The sequence below is a fragment of the Bacillus cereus group sp. BfR-BA-01347 genome, assembly GCF_022663835.1.
In the GTDB taxonomy this organism is placed as follows: Bacteria; Bacillota; Bacilli; order Bacillales; family Bacillaceae_G; genus Bacillus_A; species Bacillus_A thuringiensis_K.
The window spans coordinates 537476-557760 of record NZ_JAKUGG010000001.1; the positions used below are offsets into that span (position 1 = coordinate 537476).

Sequence of the window (20285 nt, forward strand, 5' to 3'; positions counted from 1 at the left end):
GAGAGAGTTAAAATGAGAACTCGTATTGAAAGAACTGAAGAGGTGGTAGAGCAACTTCCGTTGGTAAGTGTGTTAATTCCTACGTATAATCGTCCTCGTTACTTTGAAAAGGCGTTATGTAGTGTATTAGAACAAACATACCCTAATATAGAAATTATAGTTGGAGATGATAGCACGAATGATGAAACAGAAAAAGTGTTACAAAAATACTTATGTGACCATTCAAATATTATTTATATAAAGAATAAGTCAACTCTTGGACAATTTGAAAATGCGTTAATGTTATTTAATGAAGCGAACGGTGAGTATATAAATTTTTTAATGGATGATGATGTATTACATGTAAATAAAATTGAAAAGATGATGAAGTATTTTTTCAATGATTTAGATAATGAAATTAAGCTTGTAACATCTCATCGTCAAGTAATTGATGATAAAGGGAAAGAACTGCGACATATTTATTCAACTGTCCGTTTATTTGAGGAAGATACGATTATAGAGGGAACAGAATTAGGAAATAAGGTAATTGTGGATCAAAAAAATTATATCGGAGAACCGACAACAGTTTTATTTCGTAAAAATGATTTACAAGAACCGTTTGGGATTTTTGATAAGAGGAGGTATCTATGTAACGTAGATATAGCTTCATGGTTATCTTTATTAAGTAAAGGAAAAGCAGTATATATAGCAGAGACACTTAGTTACTTTCGATTACATCCAGATCAACAGTTAAATGAATCTAATAAAATGATGGATGGATTAGAAGATTTTTCACATAGTATTCTAGCAGGAGAAAAATATGGTTTCTTATCCACCGAAAAAGAGTTAGACAAAGCGATGACTAATTTTCTAGATTACGCAAGAAGGATAGTTCCATCATCGATATTATATACATTAGACTATTATCAAAAAATTAAAGAAAAGAAAATAAACATAGAAAAGAAAAAACAACATATAAATAATAATTCGCCTTTACCGAAAGTAAGCATACTTATTCCTGCGTACAATAGACCTTATTACTTGGAATTGGCACTCAACAGCGCTCTAAATCAAACATATGAGAATATTGAAATTGTTATTTCTGACGACAGTACAAATAATGAAGTCAATGCTATGATTCAACCGTATTTACGTGAATATGAGTGTATTACATATGTTAAAAATGAAACGCCGTTAGTTGCCGAAAACTTTAATAAGTGTGTAGAACTTGCGAATGGGGACTATATAAACTTTTTATTAGATGATGATTTATTTCATCATGAAAAGATCGAGAAAATGATGAAATACTTTTTGACGTTAGAAAATATTTCATTTGTGACGTCATATCGTGAACTGATTGATGGGGATGGAGAGGTATTACCACCTTCAACATTAAATATGAAAATCGCGAAAGAAACTACACTTTTTGAAGGAAAAGAATTAGGAAATTATATGTTAAAAAACTTGAAAAATGTAGTTGGTGAGCCGACAACAGTTTTGTTTAATCGGGATTTGTTTGACGGGAAGTTTGGATATTTTAAAGGAAAGGCTTATTCTGCTATTAATGACATCGCAACTTGGCTAGATATGATGAGGAAAGGAAAAGTAGTTTATATACAAGAACCTCTTAGTTATTTTAGACAACATAGTGGACAAAATCAAAAACAAATGCATTTTATTTTAATGACAATTGAAGAGTGGATTGAATTGATTATTGATGCGTATAATAGTGGATTTTTAAGTTCTGAAAGAGATTATAAAGAGAGTTTATCTTATTGTTTAGAAAATGCGGGATTTATAGTTAAGGATGCAGTAAGAAATGGGGAGCTAGATCAAATTTATAATGAAAAGATAAAAAAAGGGTTAAACAAGTTAGTTGCTCATATATTCGAGAAAGAATGTTGTTATTGTCAATATTGCAATCAACAATTTGAAAAATTTTCCCCTTGGCCAGCACATTATGATTTTCCGAAATATAAATTTGAGATGTGGAATAAAGATACAGGTATATGTCCAATTTGTAGTTCGATGGATCGTGAAAGATTGTATCGGGTGTACATTGAAACGGAAACGGACTTGTTAAGTAGAAACTATACTATGCTTCATATTGCACCTGAAGCGAAATTAAGAGATTGGTTTAACGAGTATAAAAATATTACGTATGTATGTGGTGACTTAGAACTGAAGGATCCATTAATGAAGGAAATTGATGTTACAAGAATTACATATGATAGTAATACTTTTGATGTAATATTATGTAGCCATGTGTTAGAACACGTTCCTGCTGATGATAAAGCAATGCGAGAGTTATATAGGGTTCTAAAGCCAGGTGGATGGGGAATTATTCAAGTACCAATCGTAATGAATGTGGATTCTATTATAGAGAATGAATTAATTGTAACTCCACAATTAAGGAAATTAGCTTTTGGTCAAGAAGATCATGTGAGAATTTATAATCAATCAGGATTTATTCAACGATTAATGAATGCAGGATTTAAGGTAGAATTATATAACATAGCGGAAAAACAAGGAATGAAAAGCGCTAGGAAATTTGGATTATCTGAAACAGATATGCTCTATATTGTCCGAAAATGATAGGAAGGAATAGATAGATATGGAGAATATTCCTTTTTTACGTGCTTCAACTGTACCTGTAAGTGAGTATTTGGACGAATTGAAGGAAATTGATACATCTCACATATATACGAATTATGGACCTATAAATCAACGTTTTGAGGAAACAATTATGTCGTCATTTTTTCAAAAAAGGGGAGCTGTTACAACAGTAGCAAACGCAACGTTAGGGTTAATGGCGGCTATTCAACTAAAGAAAAGAAGAAAGGGAAAGTATGCTCTCATGCCTAGCTTTACATTCCCTGCGACTGCCTTAGCCGCTATTTGGTGTGGATTGGAACCTTACTTTATTGATATTTCAATAGATGATTGGTATATGGATAAAACCGTACTTTTGCATAAGATAGAAGAATTAAAAGAAGAGGTTGCGATTGTTGTCCCGTACGCCACTTTTGGATCATGGATGAACTTAGAAGAATATGAAGAATTAGAGAAGAAGGGGATTCCGGTTGTCGTAGATGCGGCGCCGGGATTTGGTTTAATGAATGGAGGAATGCATTACGGTCAAGATTTTAGTGGAATGATCGTATATAGCTTTCATGCAACAAAACCGTTCGGAATTGGTGAAGGAGGGCTCATATATAGTAAAAACGAAGAAGATATACAACGTATTAAAAGAATGGGGAATTTCGGATTTGATAAAAATCGTGAATGTACGATGATGGGGTTTAATTGTAAAATGTCTGAATACGCAGCAGCTATTGGGATTGCGACTATAAAAAAGTGGGATCAAAAATTAAAAGAACGCACCCTTATTTCTGAATGGTATAAACAGTTGTTACAAAATACTGGGTTAATGAAAAAAGGGTGGAAAGTCCAAAAGACAGAAGCAGTTATTCACCAATTTATGCCTATCATTTGTCCAGAAGAAGTTCGCAACATACAAGTAATAGAAGAACTGAAAAAACAGAAAATAGAAGCTAGATTATACTTTTCACCATCTTGCCACCAACAAGTTCTTTTTAGAAACTATAAGTCTACAGATTTAACAAAAACGAATAAAATAGCAAAACGAATCGTAAGTTTACCTTTATGGGAAGGAATGACGGAAGAAATAGTAGAACAAATTGTAAGCTGTTTAGGGCAGAAGGTGGTTTGGGCAGATGAATAGTTTTTATAGCCAAGAAGAACTAAAGAAAATTGGATTTTTATCTGTTGGGAAAAATGTATTGGTTAGTAAAAAAGCAAGTATATATAATCCGAGTGCTATATCAGTAGGTAATCATGTAAGAATTGATGATTTTTGCATTTTAAGTGGTAAGATCACAATTGGAAGTTATTCGCACATATCAGCGTATACAGCGTTATATGGAGGGGAAGTTGGGATTGAAATGCATGATTTTGCAAATATCTCAGCTAAAACAATCGTATATGCAGTACTTGATGATTTCAGTGGAAATACATTAATGGGGCCAACCGTCCCAAATCAATATAGGAATGTGAAAGCAGAAAAAGTTATTTTAAAAAAACATGTGATTATTGGTGCTAATTCTATTATTTTTCCAAATGTAACTGTAGGAGAAGGTACGGCAGTCGGCGCGATGAGTATGGTAAAAGAGAGTTTAGATGATTGGTATATTTATGCTGGAGTTCCCGTAAGAAAAGTAAAGCCTCGTCAAAAAAAGATGCTAGAGTTAGAAATTGATTTTTTAAAAAGCATTCATTCTTAACAAAAAAGAATGAATGCTTTTTATTTTTATCCCGCTATTTGCCGAGCAGTAAAACCCCATCTCAAAATTGAGTGAAAGGAATGAAGTTAGGTTGGGGCCTTGTTGCCAGTAAAAAACGATTGGTGAGGGCTAATTAAAGTTTCACTTTATGATGGAGCAGAGAGTATCTTAACTTATTATGTTTTAAATTTTGCTGACCAAGGCAATACTGAGCCATAGTGAATGTAAAGTTGGAGGGCGAGCGTATATGTTTGATGAGGATGGGATTGTTTTAATTATGGAACCAGCTGATGAAAGAAACTTGAGGAGATTTATTTTTTCAGTGCCAAAGTCAGTGTATGAAAAGAAAGGGCTTACATTACACTATGGAACAGCTATAGGACAAGGATATATGGATATAATTGAAGATATTATAAGCGTACATATAGAAATAGATGTTGTAACGATAATAGGGCATGTAAGAGGATAAATAGCTATTTGAAAAAGGTTATAAACAATTTAGCTAGAAGTTATGTATAGAGAAAATTACAGACAATGATAAAGACGAAGGGAGTCTAAAATGAAAATAAAATCAATTTTATTAGTATTTATAGTTTCAATTGGTTTAATGGGATGTTCAATAGTGGAAGAAGGAAAGAACTCCATAGATTATGCTCAAAAGGCGACAGACTATGTAAATAAAATAAGTGCATTTGCAAATGATGCACCAGCATTAGCAGAAAAGGCCGTCAATGATAGTGAGGCTCGAAAAGAATTAGAAACGAAGCTTAGTGAAATTAAACAAGATATACCCGCATTCAATGAATTAACGCCACCTGATGTAGCAAAGGATCTTCATCAACAAATCGTCGGATATAACGAAAAGTTAAATACGTTAATTGATACGGCGATGACAAAGATAGAAGAAGGGAAAGTGGATGTAGAGCAATTTAAAAACTCTGAGCTTATGCAGACGGTAGATCAAGTTCGAGATTTGAAAGATAAAGTGCAAAATTTAGGTCAATAGTAAAAAGCTCCGTTTGTGATAAACGGAGCTTTTTACTATTGGATACAATAAACGATTACACCAACGATAATAATCATGTTGCCGATGAGTTTACGTTTCGTTATTTTTTCTCCTAGGAAATACCAACCAAAAATTAATATGATGATATAACTTAAGGATTCTAATGCTGATGCTTGTTTTAATGCCATGCCCTTCATGGCGATAACATTTAATCCGGCGTTAATTACAAATAAAGAGTAGCCGATAATAACATAAGGATTCACATATTCTTTTATTCTAGAATCGTATTGTTGCAAAGTAGCTTTTTTTAATAATATTTGTGAGTAATTAGCTAAAATTATCCCGAAAATAAATAATAACATATAACTATTCATCTTTTGTCACCACCACAATTCCGACGATAATAATAGCTGCACCAAGTAGATGATTCCACTGAATCGTATCTCCAAATAGAAATACTGACCAAAGCATTGACCACAGTATAATAATCCCGCGATGTGAATATGCTTTTGAAATTTCGAAATGTTTAATTACTTGTTGCCATAAAATTGCATATCCGAATAAAAGTATAACTAATCCGAAATAAGCAACAAAAAATGAGATGGAAGCAATGGGGAATTTAGCTGCCCATTTCATGTAAACCATAATGATAGAATATATCAAAAAAGCTACATGTAAAAATACGTAATTTTTAATAGTTGGTTTCATTTATTCACTCTCTTTTACATATAAATATATATTTATATCTATCTTTTCCTAATAATAGATATTGGAACGTATTTTGTTTAATCTTTCACATTCCAAAGTATATAGTATCATGGCTTTTATTGTAAGACAATAGAAGCCATGCATTCATTTTTTCCAAGGTTCTACAATATGTATCGTTTTATTTGTTGCATCCAACTCTACTTGAACACCGATAGGCATGGTAATCATTGGATGTGTATGACAACAATCGAAGTCAGCTAGAAAAGGAATTCTTTGATTTTGAAGTACTTCTAATAGTATTTCAAAAGGTTTTCGATTTGTACCACAATCATCAAATTGCTCATGTTTTCCAAGAATGATACCTGAAATTTTATCGAATACACCGTTAATTTTAAGTAATGAAAAGCTTCTTTCAATAGTAGCTGCATCTTTTGAACTGTCCTCAATAAAGAGAATGTCACCTTCTTGAATATGTGGCATATAGGGGCTACCCCAAATTCCTTGTATCGTGTTTAAATTCCCGCCAATAATACGCCCGGTAGCTTTTCCATCAATTACTGAAATCCAATCGTTTGGTCGAAGTTCTTTCTCCTTTGTCTTTTCTTCCCAATTAATAAATTCATCTGACCAAAATAATGGTTGTTTTATATGATAAGGAAGAGAATGATCATGTAGTAAAGTTTCAGCGAAATATTTGTATGTGCAATCAACAAAAGGTTCAAATTCGCCAAAGGAAGGGACGAGAGATGGTCCATAAAATGTAGGGATTCCTGTTTTGGCGTAAATTGCTAGTAATAAAGCAGTTGCATCTGAATACCCAATCATTATTTTAGGGTTTTTTAGAAAAGCATCATAATCAATATAAGGTAATATTGAATTTGAATTCATCCCACCAATTGTTGACATAATACAAGAAATATTAGGATTTCTTATTAAGACATTTAGCTCCTCAGCACGCTCTTGTATACTACCAGAACGATAAAAATCATATCGACCTGTTAATGAACCTTCTAATATATGAAACCCTTTCTGTTGTAAGTAAGATTTTGCTCGTTCAAATCTCTTTGGTGAAGTGTAGGTTACTGGTGAAGAAGGGGAGTAGATCCCAATTGTGTCTCCGTATTTTAATGATTTTGGAAGTAGCATTTGTATGAATCCCTTCTATTAAATAGTTTATCTCGCTATTTGACGGGTAGCCCGATTGGGGGGCTGATTAAAGTTTCGCTTTATTTACGAGATTTTATTATTGAATATTCTTACGTTTCAACATTGTAAGTTTAACATAAATAAATTAAAATAATCATTGCTGTATATGAATAAATATACCTTTTACCTTGACTATATAAAGGAATTGTTGTTAAGGTTAAATGTGAGTGTATAAAAGGTTTGCTAAAGGAGTTTTGAAATGAATCGGTTAAAATGGGGAAGGATGACAGTCCTATTAGTCATTATTTTAGGGATATGTTGGTTCTTATTCCAAGGAAATCAAAAAAGCGTAGCGAATATAGAAGGACAACCTTTGCAAGTGGCAGAACTACCTAAAGCAGGATTTACTGAAAAAGTAGTCCCGCCAAAGTACATCCCACCAGAAATTAACGCAAAAGCAGCTATGATTATCGATGCGAGTGATGGAGATATTATTTATCAATATAATGAAAATGAAGCTTTTGCACCGGCTAGTATGTCTAAGATGATGACAGCGTATCTTCTACTAGAGAGTATACATAACGGGAAAGTTCGCTGGGAAGATCCAGTGAAAATGAGTGCGAAGGCGGCACAAACAGAGGGAGCGAGAATCCCAGTACAAGTTAATGACACATTAACTGTTAAAGATTTATATCATGCATTAATGATTGAGTCAGCTAATAATTCAGCTGTGGCTTTAGCAGAACATATGGCAAAATCGGAGAAAGATTTCGTTCAGCTTATGGATGCAAAAGCGAAACAGTTAAAAATGTCGGAACATGCTAAATTTGCAAATGCGTCTGGATTACAAGAGCCAGATGGAAGTGAAACAAAAATGACGGCTGCTGATGTAGCGCAATTGGCGTATCATCTTATAAAAGATTATCCGGAAATATTAGAAGTGACTCACTTACGCCAAAGTCAGCTAGCATTTAATAATATTAATGTTATAAGCACAAACGACATGTTAAATAGAAATAATAAAAGTTTATATATAGAAGGAATGGACGGACTAAAGACTGGATTTACAGATAGTGCAGGATACTGTTTTACTGGGACTGCAAAGCAAGGTGATAATCGAATTATCACAGTGGTCATGGGGACATCAAATAAAACAAAACGTTTTACAGAGACAAATAAGTTAATGTCGTATGCATTTGGATTAGTTAATTAAGTAAGTAAAATACGAATCTAAATCGCTACATAAGTAAGACTGTTTGTTGTTACTAATTTTAGATAACAACAAACAGTCTTTTTTTTTTTATTTTAAAAAGGAAAAAGCTTCTAAATATAAGTGTTATTATTTGAGTTTGTTTGTTGCTGTGATATTATAAAGTTATAAGCTTATTAATAATAAGTTTGAGGGGCGTAATATGATATATACATATGAAATAGCCTCAATTGAAAATTGGAGGGAATTATGATGGCAAAAGATTTTTACTCAGCAATTGAAGACAGAAGATCTATTTATGCAATTAGTAAAGAGCAAGTAGTTTCTGATGAGAAAATTCAAGAAGTGATTTATCATGCTGTAAAACATACACCTTCAGCTTTTAATTCTCAAAGTGCTCGCGTTGTTGTTTTATTAGGAGAACAACACGATAAATTATGGGATATTACGAAAGAAACGTTACGAAAAATTGTACCTGAAAATAACTTTGCACCTACTGAAGAAAAAATGAATGCATTTAAAAGTGGTTATGGAACGGTTTTATATTTTGAAGACAGTGAAGTAGTGGAAAGCCTTCAAGCTAACTTTGCATTATATAAAGATAATTTCCCAACTTGGTCTCAGCAATCATCAGGAATGTTACAATTTGCAATTTGGACAGCCTTAGAAATTGAAGGGTTTGGTGCTACGTTACAGCATTACAATCCGCTAATTGATGAAGAAGTGAGAAAAGAGTGGGATGTTCCAGAGAATTGGAAACTTATTGCACAAATGCCATTTGGTAAACCGGTAGTACAGGCTGGTGAAAAAGAATTCCAACCGCTAGAGGACCGTGTGAAAATTTATAAATAATTTGAAAAAAGGTGAACAGGAATATAACCTGTTCACCTTTTTTTATACGTAATAAGGGTTTTTTTGTCCGGCATTTTTCATCTGATTTTTTAATTCATTTTTACGTGTTTCAATAGCTGATACTTTTTGTAATGTTATCATTGAAACGAATTGAATAAAAGCATAGTATAGCTCTATGTTTTTTTGTATTGGATCATCTATTATATTTCTCACAAATATGCCTCCTCTTTTTATTCCAATAAAACTCCGTATTAATGGGCAGCCCGAGTGGTGAGGGTTAATAATTAGCGGAGGATGTATAAAACCCTTACTGATTAAAGTTTCATTTTATAAGGGAATGAAACTTTAATCAATTCGCTAAAATTCTTTTTTATTAAGATATGTATATAATACTATAAAAATCCTATAAATTCCATTATGGGAAAAAGAGAACAGTTGATATAGTGTGTGTTTTCTTTAAAGGAGAAATGGCTTTTTTGAAATAAATCTTACAATTCGTCAAATTATTTCAAAAATGTAGATAGTATAGAAATTTAGTTTTCTAAAAATATTATACTATTGATAAATAGAGTGATTTTTGTCATGATGAAAGTATACTTCATGTAAGGAGCTTTATAAGGAAATACATACTTGAGTTTGTATTAGGTTAATAGAATTTTTTATAGAAGATAGAAAAGGGATGTTTTATATTGAGATATTAAATGAAATGTCGAATTTTCATGCGATATATGAGAAATTTGAAAAAATCATTGCAAAAACACTGTGTTTAATGATAAAGTTCACATGAAGTTCACACGGATTTCACTTCGTTCATTTAAAATGAACTCTGTGTGAAAAATAAAACTCTTGCTAAAAAATGGAACTGGATGAATATTTTACTTTGATAATATTGTAAAGTATTAAAGTTTTAAGTTTTTTTTAAGAGGATAGTAGGGAAAGGAAGTAAAGACAACTTATGAAAAAAGTAATTGCAGGTTTAGCAGCAGCTTCTGTAGCTGGCGTTGCAGTTCCAGGAATGGATTCTGCTCATGCACAAGTTTCAAATGAAGCGCTAAAAGAAATTAATGGACAAACTCAAACTCAAACTCAAACGACTGTAACTGAAACAAAAACTGTAGAAACAACTTCTGAATTAAAATACACAGTAACTGCTGATGTATTAAATGTTCGTTCAGGTGCTGGTACAGGACATAACGTTATTTCTAAAGTGAAATCAGGTCAAGTGCTACAAGTAGTTGGACAAGAAAACGGTTGGTTCAAAGTAAACGTAAATGGTCAAACAGGTTATGTAAGTGGTGACTTCGTAACGACTGGTGGCAAAACAGGAACGACTGTTCAACAAGGAACAGGTACTTACACAGTAAACGTTTCTTCACTTAACGTACGTACAGGCCCAAGTACATCTCATACAGTATTAGGTTCTGTAAACAAAGGTAAAACAGTACAAGTTGTAGGTGAAGTACAAGATTGGTTTAAAATCAACTTCAATGGTGGAACTGGATACGTAAGCAAAGACTTCGTAACAAAAGGTGGTTCTGCTGTATCTAACGAAACACAACAACCAACTACAAACAACAATACTACAACAGTTCAAACTGGTGGTTCTTATGTTGTTAACACTGGTGCTTTAAAAGTACGTACAGGCCCAGCTACATACAACGCTGTAATCGGTGGAGTAACAAATGGTAAAGTATTAAACGTTACTGGCGCTGAAAATGGTTGGTACAAAATTAACCATAACGGCCGCACAGGTTATGTAAGTGCAGACTTCGTTAAGTTTGTAAAAGGCGGAGTAAACAACGTTACAAATAACGTTCAACAACCAACAACAGGTGGAGATACATCTTCAATCGCTGGATTCGCTAGATCATTAAATGGTTCGCCATACAGACCTTCTGGTACAACACCTGATGGTTTTGACTGCAGTGGATTTATTCACTATGTATTAAATCAAACGGGTCATAAAGGCGCTCGTCAAACAGTTGCTGGATATTGGAGTTCTAAAACAAAGACTAACAATCCACAACCAGGTGATTTAGTATACTTCCAAAACACTTATAAACCAGGACCTTCTCACATGGGTGTTTACTTAGGAAACGGACAGTTCATTAGTGCTGAAACAACTGATACTGGCGTACGTATTAGTTCAGTAAGCAACTCTTACTGGAGCAAGCACCTTTTAGGTTACACAAAAGCATACTAAGAAAAAGTAGTTTTATATACTTTTTGTATAGAGAAAAGGCTTTCCAAGGAAACTTGGGAAGCCTTTTTATAGTTGAATGAATTGGAAGTTTAATAGTTTTTATTTTAACTTTCCATTTAAAAATCGATCATATAAGTCATGGAAATAGTTAGGACGAAATAGGTTCGCTGCATGTCCCGCTAAAGGTATTTCCTTATATAGAACGTTAGGCAAAATAGATTTCAAATCAAATAGACAAGATTTATAGAGATGATCATGCTCTCCCATTACCCATAGTATAGGGTGAGGAAGTGATTTTAATTTGGATTTTAAATCGAATTCTAATCGATGTCGTAATGACTGGGCAATTATGGATGAATGTAATTGTAATCCGAAACGGTAGTAAATATTTCTTGAAATGACTGCGAACGGATTTGCTTTTAGTATACCACTTGGAAAAATAGTATTTGCGTATTGAGAGAGCCATTTAGAGTATTCATCTCCTCGCTTCTCCCAAAAATTTTGAAATACATTATATAAACGAGAAGGGTTATTGTAATGTCCTCCAATATGACAAATACTTAATACTTTTTCTGGATGCATTTGCGCAAAAATTGTAGAGATGTAACAGCCGTAACTTAGCGCACAAATATGAGCTTTTTTAATACCTTCTTGTTCGTATAAGTTTAATAATTGATCTACGAGGCGCTGTAATGAAAAGTCGATTGCTTCACCTTTATCATCACCGTGACCTAATAAGTCATAAGTTATAATGTTGTAGGAGGCGGAAAATCGTTTTTGCTCCTTTTTGAAGGCGCGACGATTGCCAACTAATCCATGAATAAAAATAATTGTTTCCTTTTCAGAATGTATATTTGTTTGCAAAAAGGATACTCCTTTCACTAACTGGAGATTTATATGGTGTTTTAAATTATTTATCTATAATTTACATAGAATAATATTAAGTACCAGGTAATAATATCAGATGTTTATATCTGTTGTAAAGATGAGTTTTTATGTATATTTTGTAAAAATAGAAAAAGTGTGTTTACATTCAGTTTACATTTGTATCGTATTCTAATTTTAGAAAGAACAGTTTGGTTTAACACGAGGAGATGAACAGGAATGGAAGTTAGAAATGAAATGAAGAAAAAAGGGAGTTGGAGGCAGTTTTTACGCCTTATTCAAGATACAAATCCTCCGAAAGGAATTTTAGTTTTTGCGTTATTAATGAGTTTGCTTTCTACGGGAGCGAGTTTATTTATTCCTATGCTTACAAAAGGGTTAGTAGATAATTTTTCGCTTTCTTCAATTAGTGCAGGACAAATTGTTGGATTAGTTGCTTTCTTTGTAATGCAAACTATTGCGGCAGGGTTGTCTATATATTTACTAAATTATATTGGGCAGAAGATTGTAGCGGGACTAAGAGAACGTTTGTGGAAAAAGGTACTTATCTTGCCGGTATCTTATTACGATCAAAATAGAACAGGTGATACAATTAGCCGTATGACGAATGATACAGGTGTAGTGAAAACGTTAATTTCTGAGCATTTGTCAAACTTATTAACAGGTGGTATTTCAATTGTTGGATCGTTAATTGTATTATTTGTTTTAGATTGGAAAATGACTGCGTTACTTTTAACGGTTATTCCGTTGTCTGTGTTAATTTTAGTTCCACTTGGACGAAAAATGTATAAGATTTCAAAAGCGCTTCAAGATGAAACGGCATCTTTTACAAGTGTGTTAACGCAAGTGTTATCAGAAATTCGTTTAGTGAAATCTTCAAATACAGAAAAGAGAGAATATGAAACGGGTAATACAGGTATACAAAAGTTATTACAATTTGGTTTGAAAGAAGGAAAAGTGCAAGCATTAATTTCGCCAGTTATGTCGTTTGTTTTAATGGCACTACTTGTTATTATCGTAGGATATGGCGGGATGCGAGTTTCTAGCGGTGCATTAACAACTGGTGAACTTGTAGCGTTTATTTTGTATTTAGTTCAAATTGTAATGCCGATGAGTCAATTATCTATGTTCTTTACACAATTCCAAAAGGCAATTGGTGCGACGGAAAGAATTAGTACGATTTTAGAATATGAAGTAGAAGATCATGAAACTGGTGTGAAAGTGACAAATGCTAAGCAACCGATCGTTCTTGAAAATGTACATTTTGAGTATAACGAAGAAGAGCAAGTTTTAAAAAATATTGATTTCACAATTGAATCTGGAAAAGTGACAGCGATTGTAGGACCAAGTGGTAGTGGGAAAACAACGTTATTCTCATTATTGGAACGTTTTTATGAGCCAACCAGTGGTGCCATTAAATTAGGAAAAGAATCAGTTACGAGTTATTCATTACAGTCATGGCGACGTCAAATCGGTTACGTATCACAAGATAGTCCGTTAATTGATGGAACGATTCGTGATAATATTTGTTATGGCGTTGAGGGCGAAGTAACGGATGAAGAAATTGAAAAAGTAGCAGCAATGGCATATGTTGATGCATTTATTTATGACTTACCAAACGGTTATGTAACAGAAGTTGGAGAACGTGGTGTGAAGCTTTCTGGGGGACAAAGACAGCGAATTGCCATTGCCCGAGCGTTACTTCGAAATCCGCAAATTCTTATGTTAGATGAGGCGACTTCAAGCTTAGATAGTAAATCTGAATCTGTCGTTCAAAAAGCGTTAAATAACTTAATGAAAGGCAGAACAACGTTAGTTATTGCGCATAGACTTTCTACTGTTGTAGATGCAGATAAAATTATCTTTATTGAAAAAGGCAATCTTACAGGAAGCGGTACACATGATGAATTATTACGTACACATGACATGTATCGTGAGTTTGCAACGCAGCAATTGAAAATTAAAGAGGGTGCATTATAAAATGAATCATCAGTGAGATTTTACTCCACTGATGATTCATTTTTAAACAATATATTAGATGCTAAGTAGAAAGGAAATGGTTCCTTTGATACCTAAAATTTTAATAGTAGACGACGATCCACACATTAGAGAACTCGTTTCTGTATTTTTAGAACGAGAAGGTTTTCAAACATATGAGGCAATTGATGGAGTAGATGCACTTCAGAAAATGGATGACGTAAAAGTTGATATGGTTATTCTTGATATCATGATGCCAAATATGGATGGGTTTGATGTATGTTTTGAATTAAGAAAATACTATGATATCCCGGTTCTGATGCTAACGGCCAAAGGGGAAACATCACAAAAAGTAAAAGGATTTCACCTTGGGACAGATGATTATCTTGTAAAACCATTTGACCCTATAGAACTAGTAGTGAGGGTAAAGGCATTATTGAAACGTTACCAAATTACAGTTTCCCAATCGATTCAAGTTGGAAATGTATTATTAAATCGTAAAACATTCGAAGTTACATCTGGAGAACAAACGGTTACGTTACCGTTAAAAGAATTTGAGCTGCTCTTTACTTTAGGGTCTAAATCGGGAAGAACTTGTTCGAGAGAGCAATTAATTGAAGAAATATGGGGATATGATTTTGAAGGGAATGAACGTACACTAGACGTTCATATTAATCGGTTACGTGAGAAGTTTCAAGAAGAGCAGTCGAAATTTAGTATTAAAACAATAAGAGGATTAGGGTATCGCTTAGAGGTAAGTAAATGAGAAAAAGAAAACGATTGAGTAAGTTGAAGATGCTGAAAGTATTTGGAGCGGTATTAGCGCTCTTTTCTTTTCTTACTATCATTTGGTCTATCGCATTTTATGTAGCAACTAGTATATTGAATGTTTTTGACGTAAACGTATCGCCGTTTGTTACCTTTCTAATTAGTGATATGGTCGGTTTTGTATTTATTATTTTTATTTGGACATTGATTGGAATATTAATGAGACCAAAACGAGAGGCGATGATTTGGACTATTATTGAACCGATACAAAAAATTGCAAAAGGAGACTTCTCCGTAAAAATAAGAAATGAAGAAAAGTATGATGGTGAAATTGGCGTGCTCGTAAAAAGTATAAATGATATGACAGATGAACTGAATACGATGGAGAAAATGAGACAAGAGTTTGTATCGAATGTTTCTCATGAAATACAGTCACCATTAACTTCTATAAAAGGATTTGCTAGAGCACTACAAGACGATAATCTTTCTGAGGAAAAAAGAAAGCATTATCTTACCATTATTGAAACTGAAACAACGAGATTATCTAAACTAAGTCAAAACTTATTGAAGCTAACTCTTTTAGAATCAGATGAGTATACACCAGAAAGAGTGAGCTATCGATTAGATCAACAATTAAAGCAAATTGTGTTAAATAGTGAACCACTCTGGGCTGAAAAAGAAATTGAGTTAGAACTAGATTTAGAAAAAGTACATGTTATTGCTGACCAAGAAAGTATGAGTCAAGTGTGGATTAATTTAATTCATAATAGTATTAAATTTACTCCAAGCGGTGGTACAATTACTATTCAGTTAAAGGAACATGAGACAGTAGTGGAAGTGCTTATCCGTGATTCAGGAATTGGTATATCAGAAGAACAGAAACAACATATTTTTGAGCGTTTTTATAAAGCGGATTCTTCACGAAATCGTGCCTATGGAGGAAGTGGCTTAGGTTTAGCTATTGTAAAGAAAGTACTCGACCTTCATCAAGGAGAGATAAAAGTGGAGAGTGAGGAAGGAAAAGGTACTGAATTTATTGTACGTATTCCTAATTATGAAGAAAAATAGTGTAGTGATAAAGAACCATTTTTTATTTCATACGCAGACACTCTTTTATGAGGAGGGTGTCTTTATTTTGCATGAATAATGATAAATACGTGCAATGAATGCATAGTAATTTTCTATAGTTACCTATAAGTAACCTACGCACATGAAAGTGCATCATTGCCTTTTTACATAAACATAGATACAATTTTAATATAATACATAACTGAAATGATTAAGGAGTGTTATACTTGGCAGAATTATTACAAGGAAAAAATGCTTTAATTACAGGAGCAGGTAGAGGGATTGGTCGCGCTGTAGCGATTGCATTAGCGAAAGAAGGCGTAAATGTAGGACTTTTAGCTCGCTCAGAAGAAAACTTAAAAGCTGTAGCGAAAGAAGTAGAAGCAGAAGGCGTAAAAGCTGTTATTGCAACTGCAGATGTTTCTTCATACGAAGAAGTAACAACTGCGATTGAAACGTTAAAAAATGGTTTAGGATCTATTGATATTTTAATTAATAACGCTGGTATTTCTAAATTCGGTAAGTTTTTAGAACTAGACGTTGCTGATTGGGAAAAAATCATTCAAGTAAACTTAATGGGTGTATACTATGCAACTCGTGCAGCTTTACCGAGCATGATTGAACAACAATCTGGTGATATCATTAACATTTCATCTACAGCAGGACAAAAAGGTGCACCTGTAACAAGTGCATATAGTGCTTCTAAATTTGGTGTCCTTGGCTTAACAGAATCGTTAGCGATGGAAGTTCGCAAACATAACATTCGTGTAACAGCTTTAACTCCAAGTACAGTAGCAACTGATATGGCTGTAGATTTAGGATTAACTGATGGAAACCCTGATAAAGTAATGCAAGCGGAAGATATTGCAGAATTTATCGTAGCGCAGCTGAAATTAAATAAACGTACATTTATTAAATCTGCTGGACTTTGGTCTACTAATCCATAGGAATTAAATTTAACTTTAAAAGAAGGGATATCTATTCTGTAAGGGGTAGGTGTCCCTTCTTTATTTTTTGTATTCGAGACAGAATTTTCTGTATAATTAAAAGTGAATGGTAGAAAGCATTGGTAAATTGAAAGGAATGGCAGTTGTAAAAGAGTGATGTAAGGAGGGAAAAGGGATGAAAAAGAAGTTTCAAAAATTATAACATGTATCGTGTATAACGAGATTAGCTCGTGGACCTCCAGTATACATAGCATTATATTGTATATTAAAAAATTGGAGGCTATAAATAGATGAGAACTGAAAAAGAAATGCTAGACGTAATTATAAATATAGCAAAAGAGGATGAAAGAATTCGAGCAGTTATCATGAATGGATCGCGTGTAAATCCAAATGTGAAAAGAGATTGTTTTCAAGACTATGATATTATGTATGTTGTAAATGATATACAATCTTTTACGTCTAATCATAATTGGATTCATAGATTTGGAGAAATAATGATTGTACAAATGCCAGAAGAAATGTCGTTAGTTCCACCAGATGAAGACGGGAAGTTTCCATATTTAATGCAGTTCATGGATGGGAATCGGATTGATTTAACGCTAGTTCCAGTTGAGTTAATACAAAAGTTCGTTGGACAAGATAGTTTAAGTAAACTGCTTCTTGATAAAGATAATTGTCTGGAAGAATTCCCGTCAGCAAGCGATAAAGATTACTTAGTAAAAAAGCCTACAGAAAAAGAGTTTTTAGATTGCTGTAATGAATTTTGGTGGTGTAGTACGAATATCGCAAAAGGGTTATGGAGAGAGGAGCTTTCTTATGCAAAAGGAATGCTTGAAGGACCAGTGCGAGATATGTTCATCGTAATGCTAGAATGGTATATTGGTATGAAAACAGACTTTACAGTTAATACAGGGAAGTTTGGAAAGCATTTTGAGCAATATATTGAAGAAGATATGTGGGAGCAATTTAAAAGAACATTTTCTAATGCAGAATATGAAAACATATGGGATTCATTCTTTGTCATGGGTGATTTATTTAGGGAAGTGGCGAACGAAATTGCTAACACGTATGAATATCAATATCCGCAAGATGATGATGATAAAGTGACGAACTATTTAAAACATGTGAAAGCTTTGCCAAAAGATAGTACATCGATTTATTAATAATAGTAAGCAGTAAGACTGTCCTAATTAAGGACAGTCTTATTTTTGTTTATGAATAACAATTTCTCTAACAAAGTGCAGATGAATCACATATGAAAATTTAGGGAGGTTTTTTATCATGTATTATTTTTATTCGACAGAAATGTTTGCTCCATATCAATGGGGACTAGAACGAGATGTTTCGTATGCTTATATGCCATATAACTCATTTTATTATGGAGACTATATAAGCGCATTGCCATACGCATATATCCCTCAAAGCTATGAAGTACAAATGAAAGCAGATGATCGTGGATCGTGGACACCATTTACATGGGTTGAAAAATATGCGTACGCATTTTCAGGACCGTATAATAAAGCGGAAGTAGCTCTTACATTTGATGATGGACCAGATTCAGAATTCACGCCAAAAATATTAGATAAGTTAAAACAACATAATGTAAAAGCTACTTTTTTCTTACTTGGTGAAAACGCAGAAAAATTTCCGAACGTAGTAAAGCGTATTGCGAATGAAGGGCATGTAATTGGTAATCATACGTATAGTCATCCGAACTTAGCGAAAGTAAATGAGGATGAGTACCGTAATCAAATTATAAAAACGGAAGAAATATTAAATCGTTTAGCTGGTTATGCACCGAAGTTTATACGTCCGCCATACGGTGAAATACTTGAAAATCAATTAAAATGGGCCACAGAGCAAAATTTTATGATTGTACAGTGGAGTGTTGATACGGTTGATTGGAAAGGTGTGAGTGCTGATACGATTACAAATAATGTGTTAGGGAATTCATTTCCTGGAAGTGTCATCCTCCAACATTCAACACCAGGTGGGCATTTACAAGGATCTGTAGATGCACTAGACAAAATCATTCCGCAGTTAAAAACGAAAGGGGCACGTTTTGTAACACTTCCAAGTATGTTCCAGACATCAAAAGAAAGAAAGTAAATGTGTTATAAATTGGGAAAATAAGGTTTGTGTCGTATAATGAAAGTGTAAGTTAGGGGGGATATAATTGATTTATGCACTAGTAAACATAGGAATAAGCATATTGATTAGTATTATTTTTATACTTGCGGCAATTATTCTTCAAAAAAATCCACCGACCGATATTAATGCGGCATATGGTTATCGTACGAAACGATCTATGAAAAATAAGGAATTATGGGGTGCGGGTAACAGGTATAGTGCAGAAGTGATGAAGCAAAATGGATTCATCATGATGTTAATTGGAAGTGTTATTAGTATACTGTTTAGATATCCACATACAATAATAGCGATTATGGTGGTTATGCTGTTATTAATTATTCGTTTATTTATACAAGTAGAGAATAAATTAAAGATACTTGAACAATAATAAAAAAAAGGACTCTACGCAATATTATGCTAAGAGTCCTATTTTATTTATAAACTATTATTTTTTAATAATTCTTTTCCTTTCTCTATAACAAATTCATAGTATGCAAGATCATACGGGTAAATATCTTCAAATGTTATTGTAATTGGTTTATTGTTTAAAACAGAAATAGCTGTAAAAGATGAAATTTCTCCATTTAATAGTTGTAGAAAAGAAGTTGCATGTACTTTCATCACATCGTCTACTTCTTCACCTGGTGCGAATGGAAGTGGATTGATGACATTGTGGAAATACATATGACAAAACTCGCGATCCGTAAGATTTGAAATTTCATAATCTATTTTAAAAATGCCCTTGTATGCTAAATCAGTCGTTTGGAAAGAAAGCCCTAATTCCTCTTCAATTTCACGAAGACCACCACTTTGTACATCTTCATCATGCATAATATGTCCGGCTGAAGTAATATCCCAAATGTTTGGAGCTTCTTTTTTATTTTTAGAGCGTAATTGGAAATATAAGAATATATCTTTAGCATCTTTTTCTACAAACCAACAATGAAATGTTTCGTGCCAATCACCGTCACGATGCACTTCATCGCGTAATTTCTTCCCAAGTGTATTTCTTTCAGAATCAAATATTGTTAACCACTCTGTCATTTTAATTCCCCTTTCTGCAAATTTTATTATACAATATTCGTATTGAATTTTGGGAAAA

The 20285-nt window shown here is 33.3% G+C and carries 21 protein-coding genes; 15 read left to right on the top strand and 6 right to left on the bottom strand.

The features are described 5' to 3' along the window. Positions 1-12 precede the first annotated feature (12 nt). From MR143_RS02670 to MR143_RS02690, 5 genes are all read left to right on the top strand, one after another. Positions 13-2574 carry a glycosyltransferase gene (locus tag MR143_RS02670; RefSeq protein ID WP_001260421.1) on the top strand — a complete coding sequence of 854 codons (2562 nt, stop codon included), beginning with the start codon at positions 13-15 and terminating at the stop codon, positions 2572-2574. A 19-nt stretch (positions 2575-2593) separates the two neighbouring features. Next, complete coding sequence (locus MR143_RS02675) at positions 2594-3724, top strand: DegT/DnrJ/EryC1/StrS aminotransferase family protein (RefSeq protein ID WP_000427962.1); 1131 nt, start codon at positions 2594-2596, stop codon at positions 3722-3724. Next, on the top strand, positions 3717-4283 hold the full coding sequence (locus MR143_RS02680; RefSeq protein WP_001084185.1) for an acyltransferase: 567 nt from the start codon (positions 3717-3719) through the stop codon (positions 4281-4283). Before MR143_RS02675 ends, MR143_RS02680 begins: the two co-directional genes overlap by 8 nt. Before the next feature lie 247 nt (positions 4284-4530). Beyond that, a complete protein-coding gene (locus MR143_RS02685; RefSeq protein WP_000459099.1) occupies positions 4531-4752 on the top strand; it encodes a hypothetical protein in 222 nt (73 codons plus the stop codon). A gap of 90 nt (positions 4753-4842) precedes the next feature. Then, complete coding sequence (locus tag MR143_RS02690; protein WP_046945384.1) at positions 4843-5289, top strand: DUF6376 family protein; 447 nt, start codon at positions 4843-4845, stop codon at positions 5287-5289. A gap of 35 nt (positions 5290-5324) precedes the next feature. Here MR143_RS02690 and MR143_RS02695 read toward each other — a convergent pair whose 3' ends face one another. The 3 genes from MR143_RS02695 to MR143_RS02705 form a co-directional block, all read right to left on the bottom strand. Further along, complete coding sequence (locus tag MR143_RS02695; protein WP_001089868.1) at positions 5325-5663, bottom strand: EamA family transporter; 339 nt, start codon at positions 5661-5663, stop codon at positions 5325-5327. Beyond that, positions 5656-5997: an EamA family transporter gene (locus MR143_RS02700; protein WP_000805125.1), complete on the bottom strand. Its 342-nt coding sequence runs from the start codon at positions 5995-5997 to the stop codon at positions 5656-5658. Before MR143_RS02700 ends, MR143_RS02695 begins: the two co-directional genes overlap by 8 nt. Before the next feature lie 144 nt (positions 5998-6141). Continuing rightward, positions 6142-7143: a S66 family peptidase gene (locus tag MR143_RS02705; RefSeq protein WP_000926319.1), complete on the bottom strand. Its 1002-nt coding sequence runs from the start codon at positions 7141-7143 to the stop codon at positions 6142-6144. A 259-nt stretch (positions 7144-7402) separates the two neighbouring features. Between MR143_RS02705 and MR143_RS02710 the strand changes: the two genes are divergently transcribed. Then, the gene (locus tag MR143_RS02710) at positions 7403-8356 is read left to right on the top strand and encodes a D-alanyl-D-alanine carboxypeptidase family protein (protein WP_001080875.1); all 954 of its coding nucleotides are present in this window, start codon (positions 7403-7405) and stop codon (positions 8354-8356) included. Positions 8357-8602: 246 nt separating this feature from the next. Further along, positions 8603-9205 (top strand): nitroreductase family protein, encoded by a 603-nt coding sequence (locus MR143_RS02715; protein WP_002163947.1) that lies wholly within the window; start codon positions 8603-8605, stop codon positions 9203-9205. Between the two features lie 42 nt (positions 9206-9247). Here the strand turns inward: MR143_RS02715 and MR143_RS02720 are convergent, their stop codons facing one another. Beyond that, positions 9248-9418: a hypothetical protein gene (locus MR143_RS02720; protein ID WP_001244279.1), complete on the bottom strand. Its 171-nt coding sequence runs from the start codon at positions 9416-9418 to the stop codon at positions 9248-9250. A 742-nt stretch (positions 9419-10160) separates the two neighbouring features. On the opposite strand from MR143_RS02720, the gene entFM reads away from it, so the two are divergent. Next, positions 10161-11408 carry an enterotoxin EntFM gene (gene entFM / locus MR143_RS02725; protein ID WP_000755515.1) on the top strand — a complete coding sequence of 416 codons (1248 nt, stop codon included), beginning with the start codon at positions 10161-10163 and terminating at the stop codon, positions 11406-11408. A gap of 99 nt (positions 11409-11507) precedes the next feature. Here entFM and MR143_RS02730 read toward each other — a convergent pair whose 3' ends face one another. After that, complete coding sequence (locus tag MR143_RS02730; RefSeq protein WP_001194306.1) at positions 11508-12272, bottom strand: alpha/beta fold hydrolase; 765 nt, start codon at positions 12270-12272, stop codon at positions 11508-11510. 240 nt (positions 12273-12512) lie between these two features. Here MR143_RS02730 and MR143_RS02735 point away from each other — a divergent pair, with 240 nt between their 5' ends. The 7 genes from MR143_RS02735 (at position 12513) to MR143_RS02765 (ending at position 19571) form a co-directional block, all read left to right on the top strand. Beyond that, positions 12513-14273 (top strand): ABC transporter ATP-binding protein, encoded by a 1761-nt coding sequence (locus MR143_RS02735; protein WP_000453890.1) that lies wholly within the window; start codon positions 12513-12515, stop codon positions 14271-14273. Between the two features lie 85 nt (positions 14274-14358). Further along, complete coding sequence (gene hitR / locus MR143_RS02740) at positions 14359-15036, top strand: envelope stress response regulator transcription factor HitR (protein ID WP_000612414.1); 678 nt, start codon at positions 14359-14361, stop codon at positions 15034-15036. After that, positions 15033-16106, top strand: coding sequence for an envelope stress sensor histidine kinase HitS (hitS, locus tag MR143_RS02745; RefSeq protein WP_001231607.1), 1074 nt, complete (start codon positions 15033-15035; stop codon positions 16104-16106). The genes hitR and hitS overlap by 4 nt, the downstream gene beginning before the upstream one ends. Before the next feature lie 227 nt (positions 16107-16333). Beyond that, on the top strand, positions 16334-17053 hold the full coding sequence (locus MR143_RS02750; protein WP_000818985.1) for a 3-ketoacyl-ACP reductase: 720 nt from the start codon (positions 16334-16336) through the stop codon (positions 17051-17053). A 290-nt stretch (positions 17054-17343) separates the two neighbouring features. Beyond that, a complete protein-coding gene (locus tag MR143_RS02755; RefSeq protein WP_001258535.1) occupies positions 17344-18216 on the top strand; it encodes an aminoglycoside 6-adenylyltransferase in 873 nt (290 codons plus the stop codon). 118 nt (positions 18217-18334) lie between these two features. Then, the gene (locus MR143_RS02760) at positions 18335-19162 is read left to right on the top strand and encodes a peptidoglycan-N-acetylglucosamine deacetylase (RefSeq protein WP_000291233.1); all 828 of its coding nucleotides are present in this window, start codon (positions 18335-18337) and stop codon (positions 19160-19162) included. A gap of 67 nt (positions 19163-19229) precedes the next feature. Next, complete coding sequence (locus MR143_RS02765; RefSeq protein ID WP_000638563.1) at positions 19230-19571, top strand: SdpI family protein; 342 nt, start codon at positions 19230-19232, stop codon at positions 19569-19571. Between the two features lie 47 nt (positions 19572-19618). On the opposite strand, the gene MR143_RS02770 is transcribed toward MR143_RS02765, so the two are convergent. Continuing rightward, positions 19619-20227 (bottom strand): NUDIX hydrolase, encoded by a 609-nt coding sequence (locus tag MR143_RS02770; RefSeq protein ID WP_000141385.1) that lies wholly within the window; start codon positions 20225-20227, stop codon positions 19619-19621. Positions 20228-20285 lie beyond the last annotated feature (58 nt).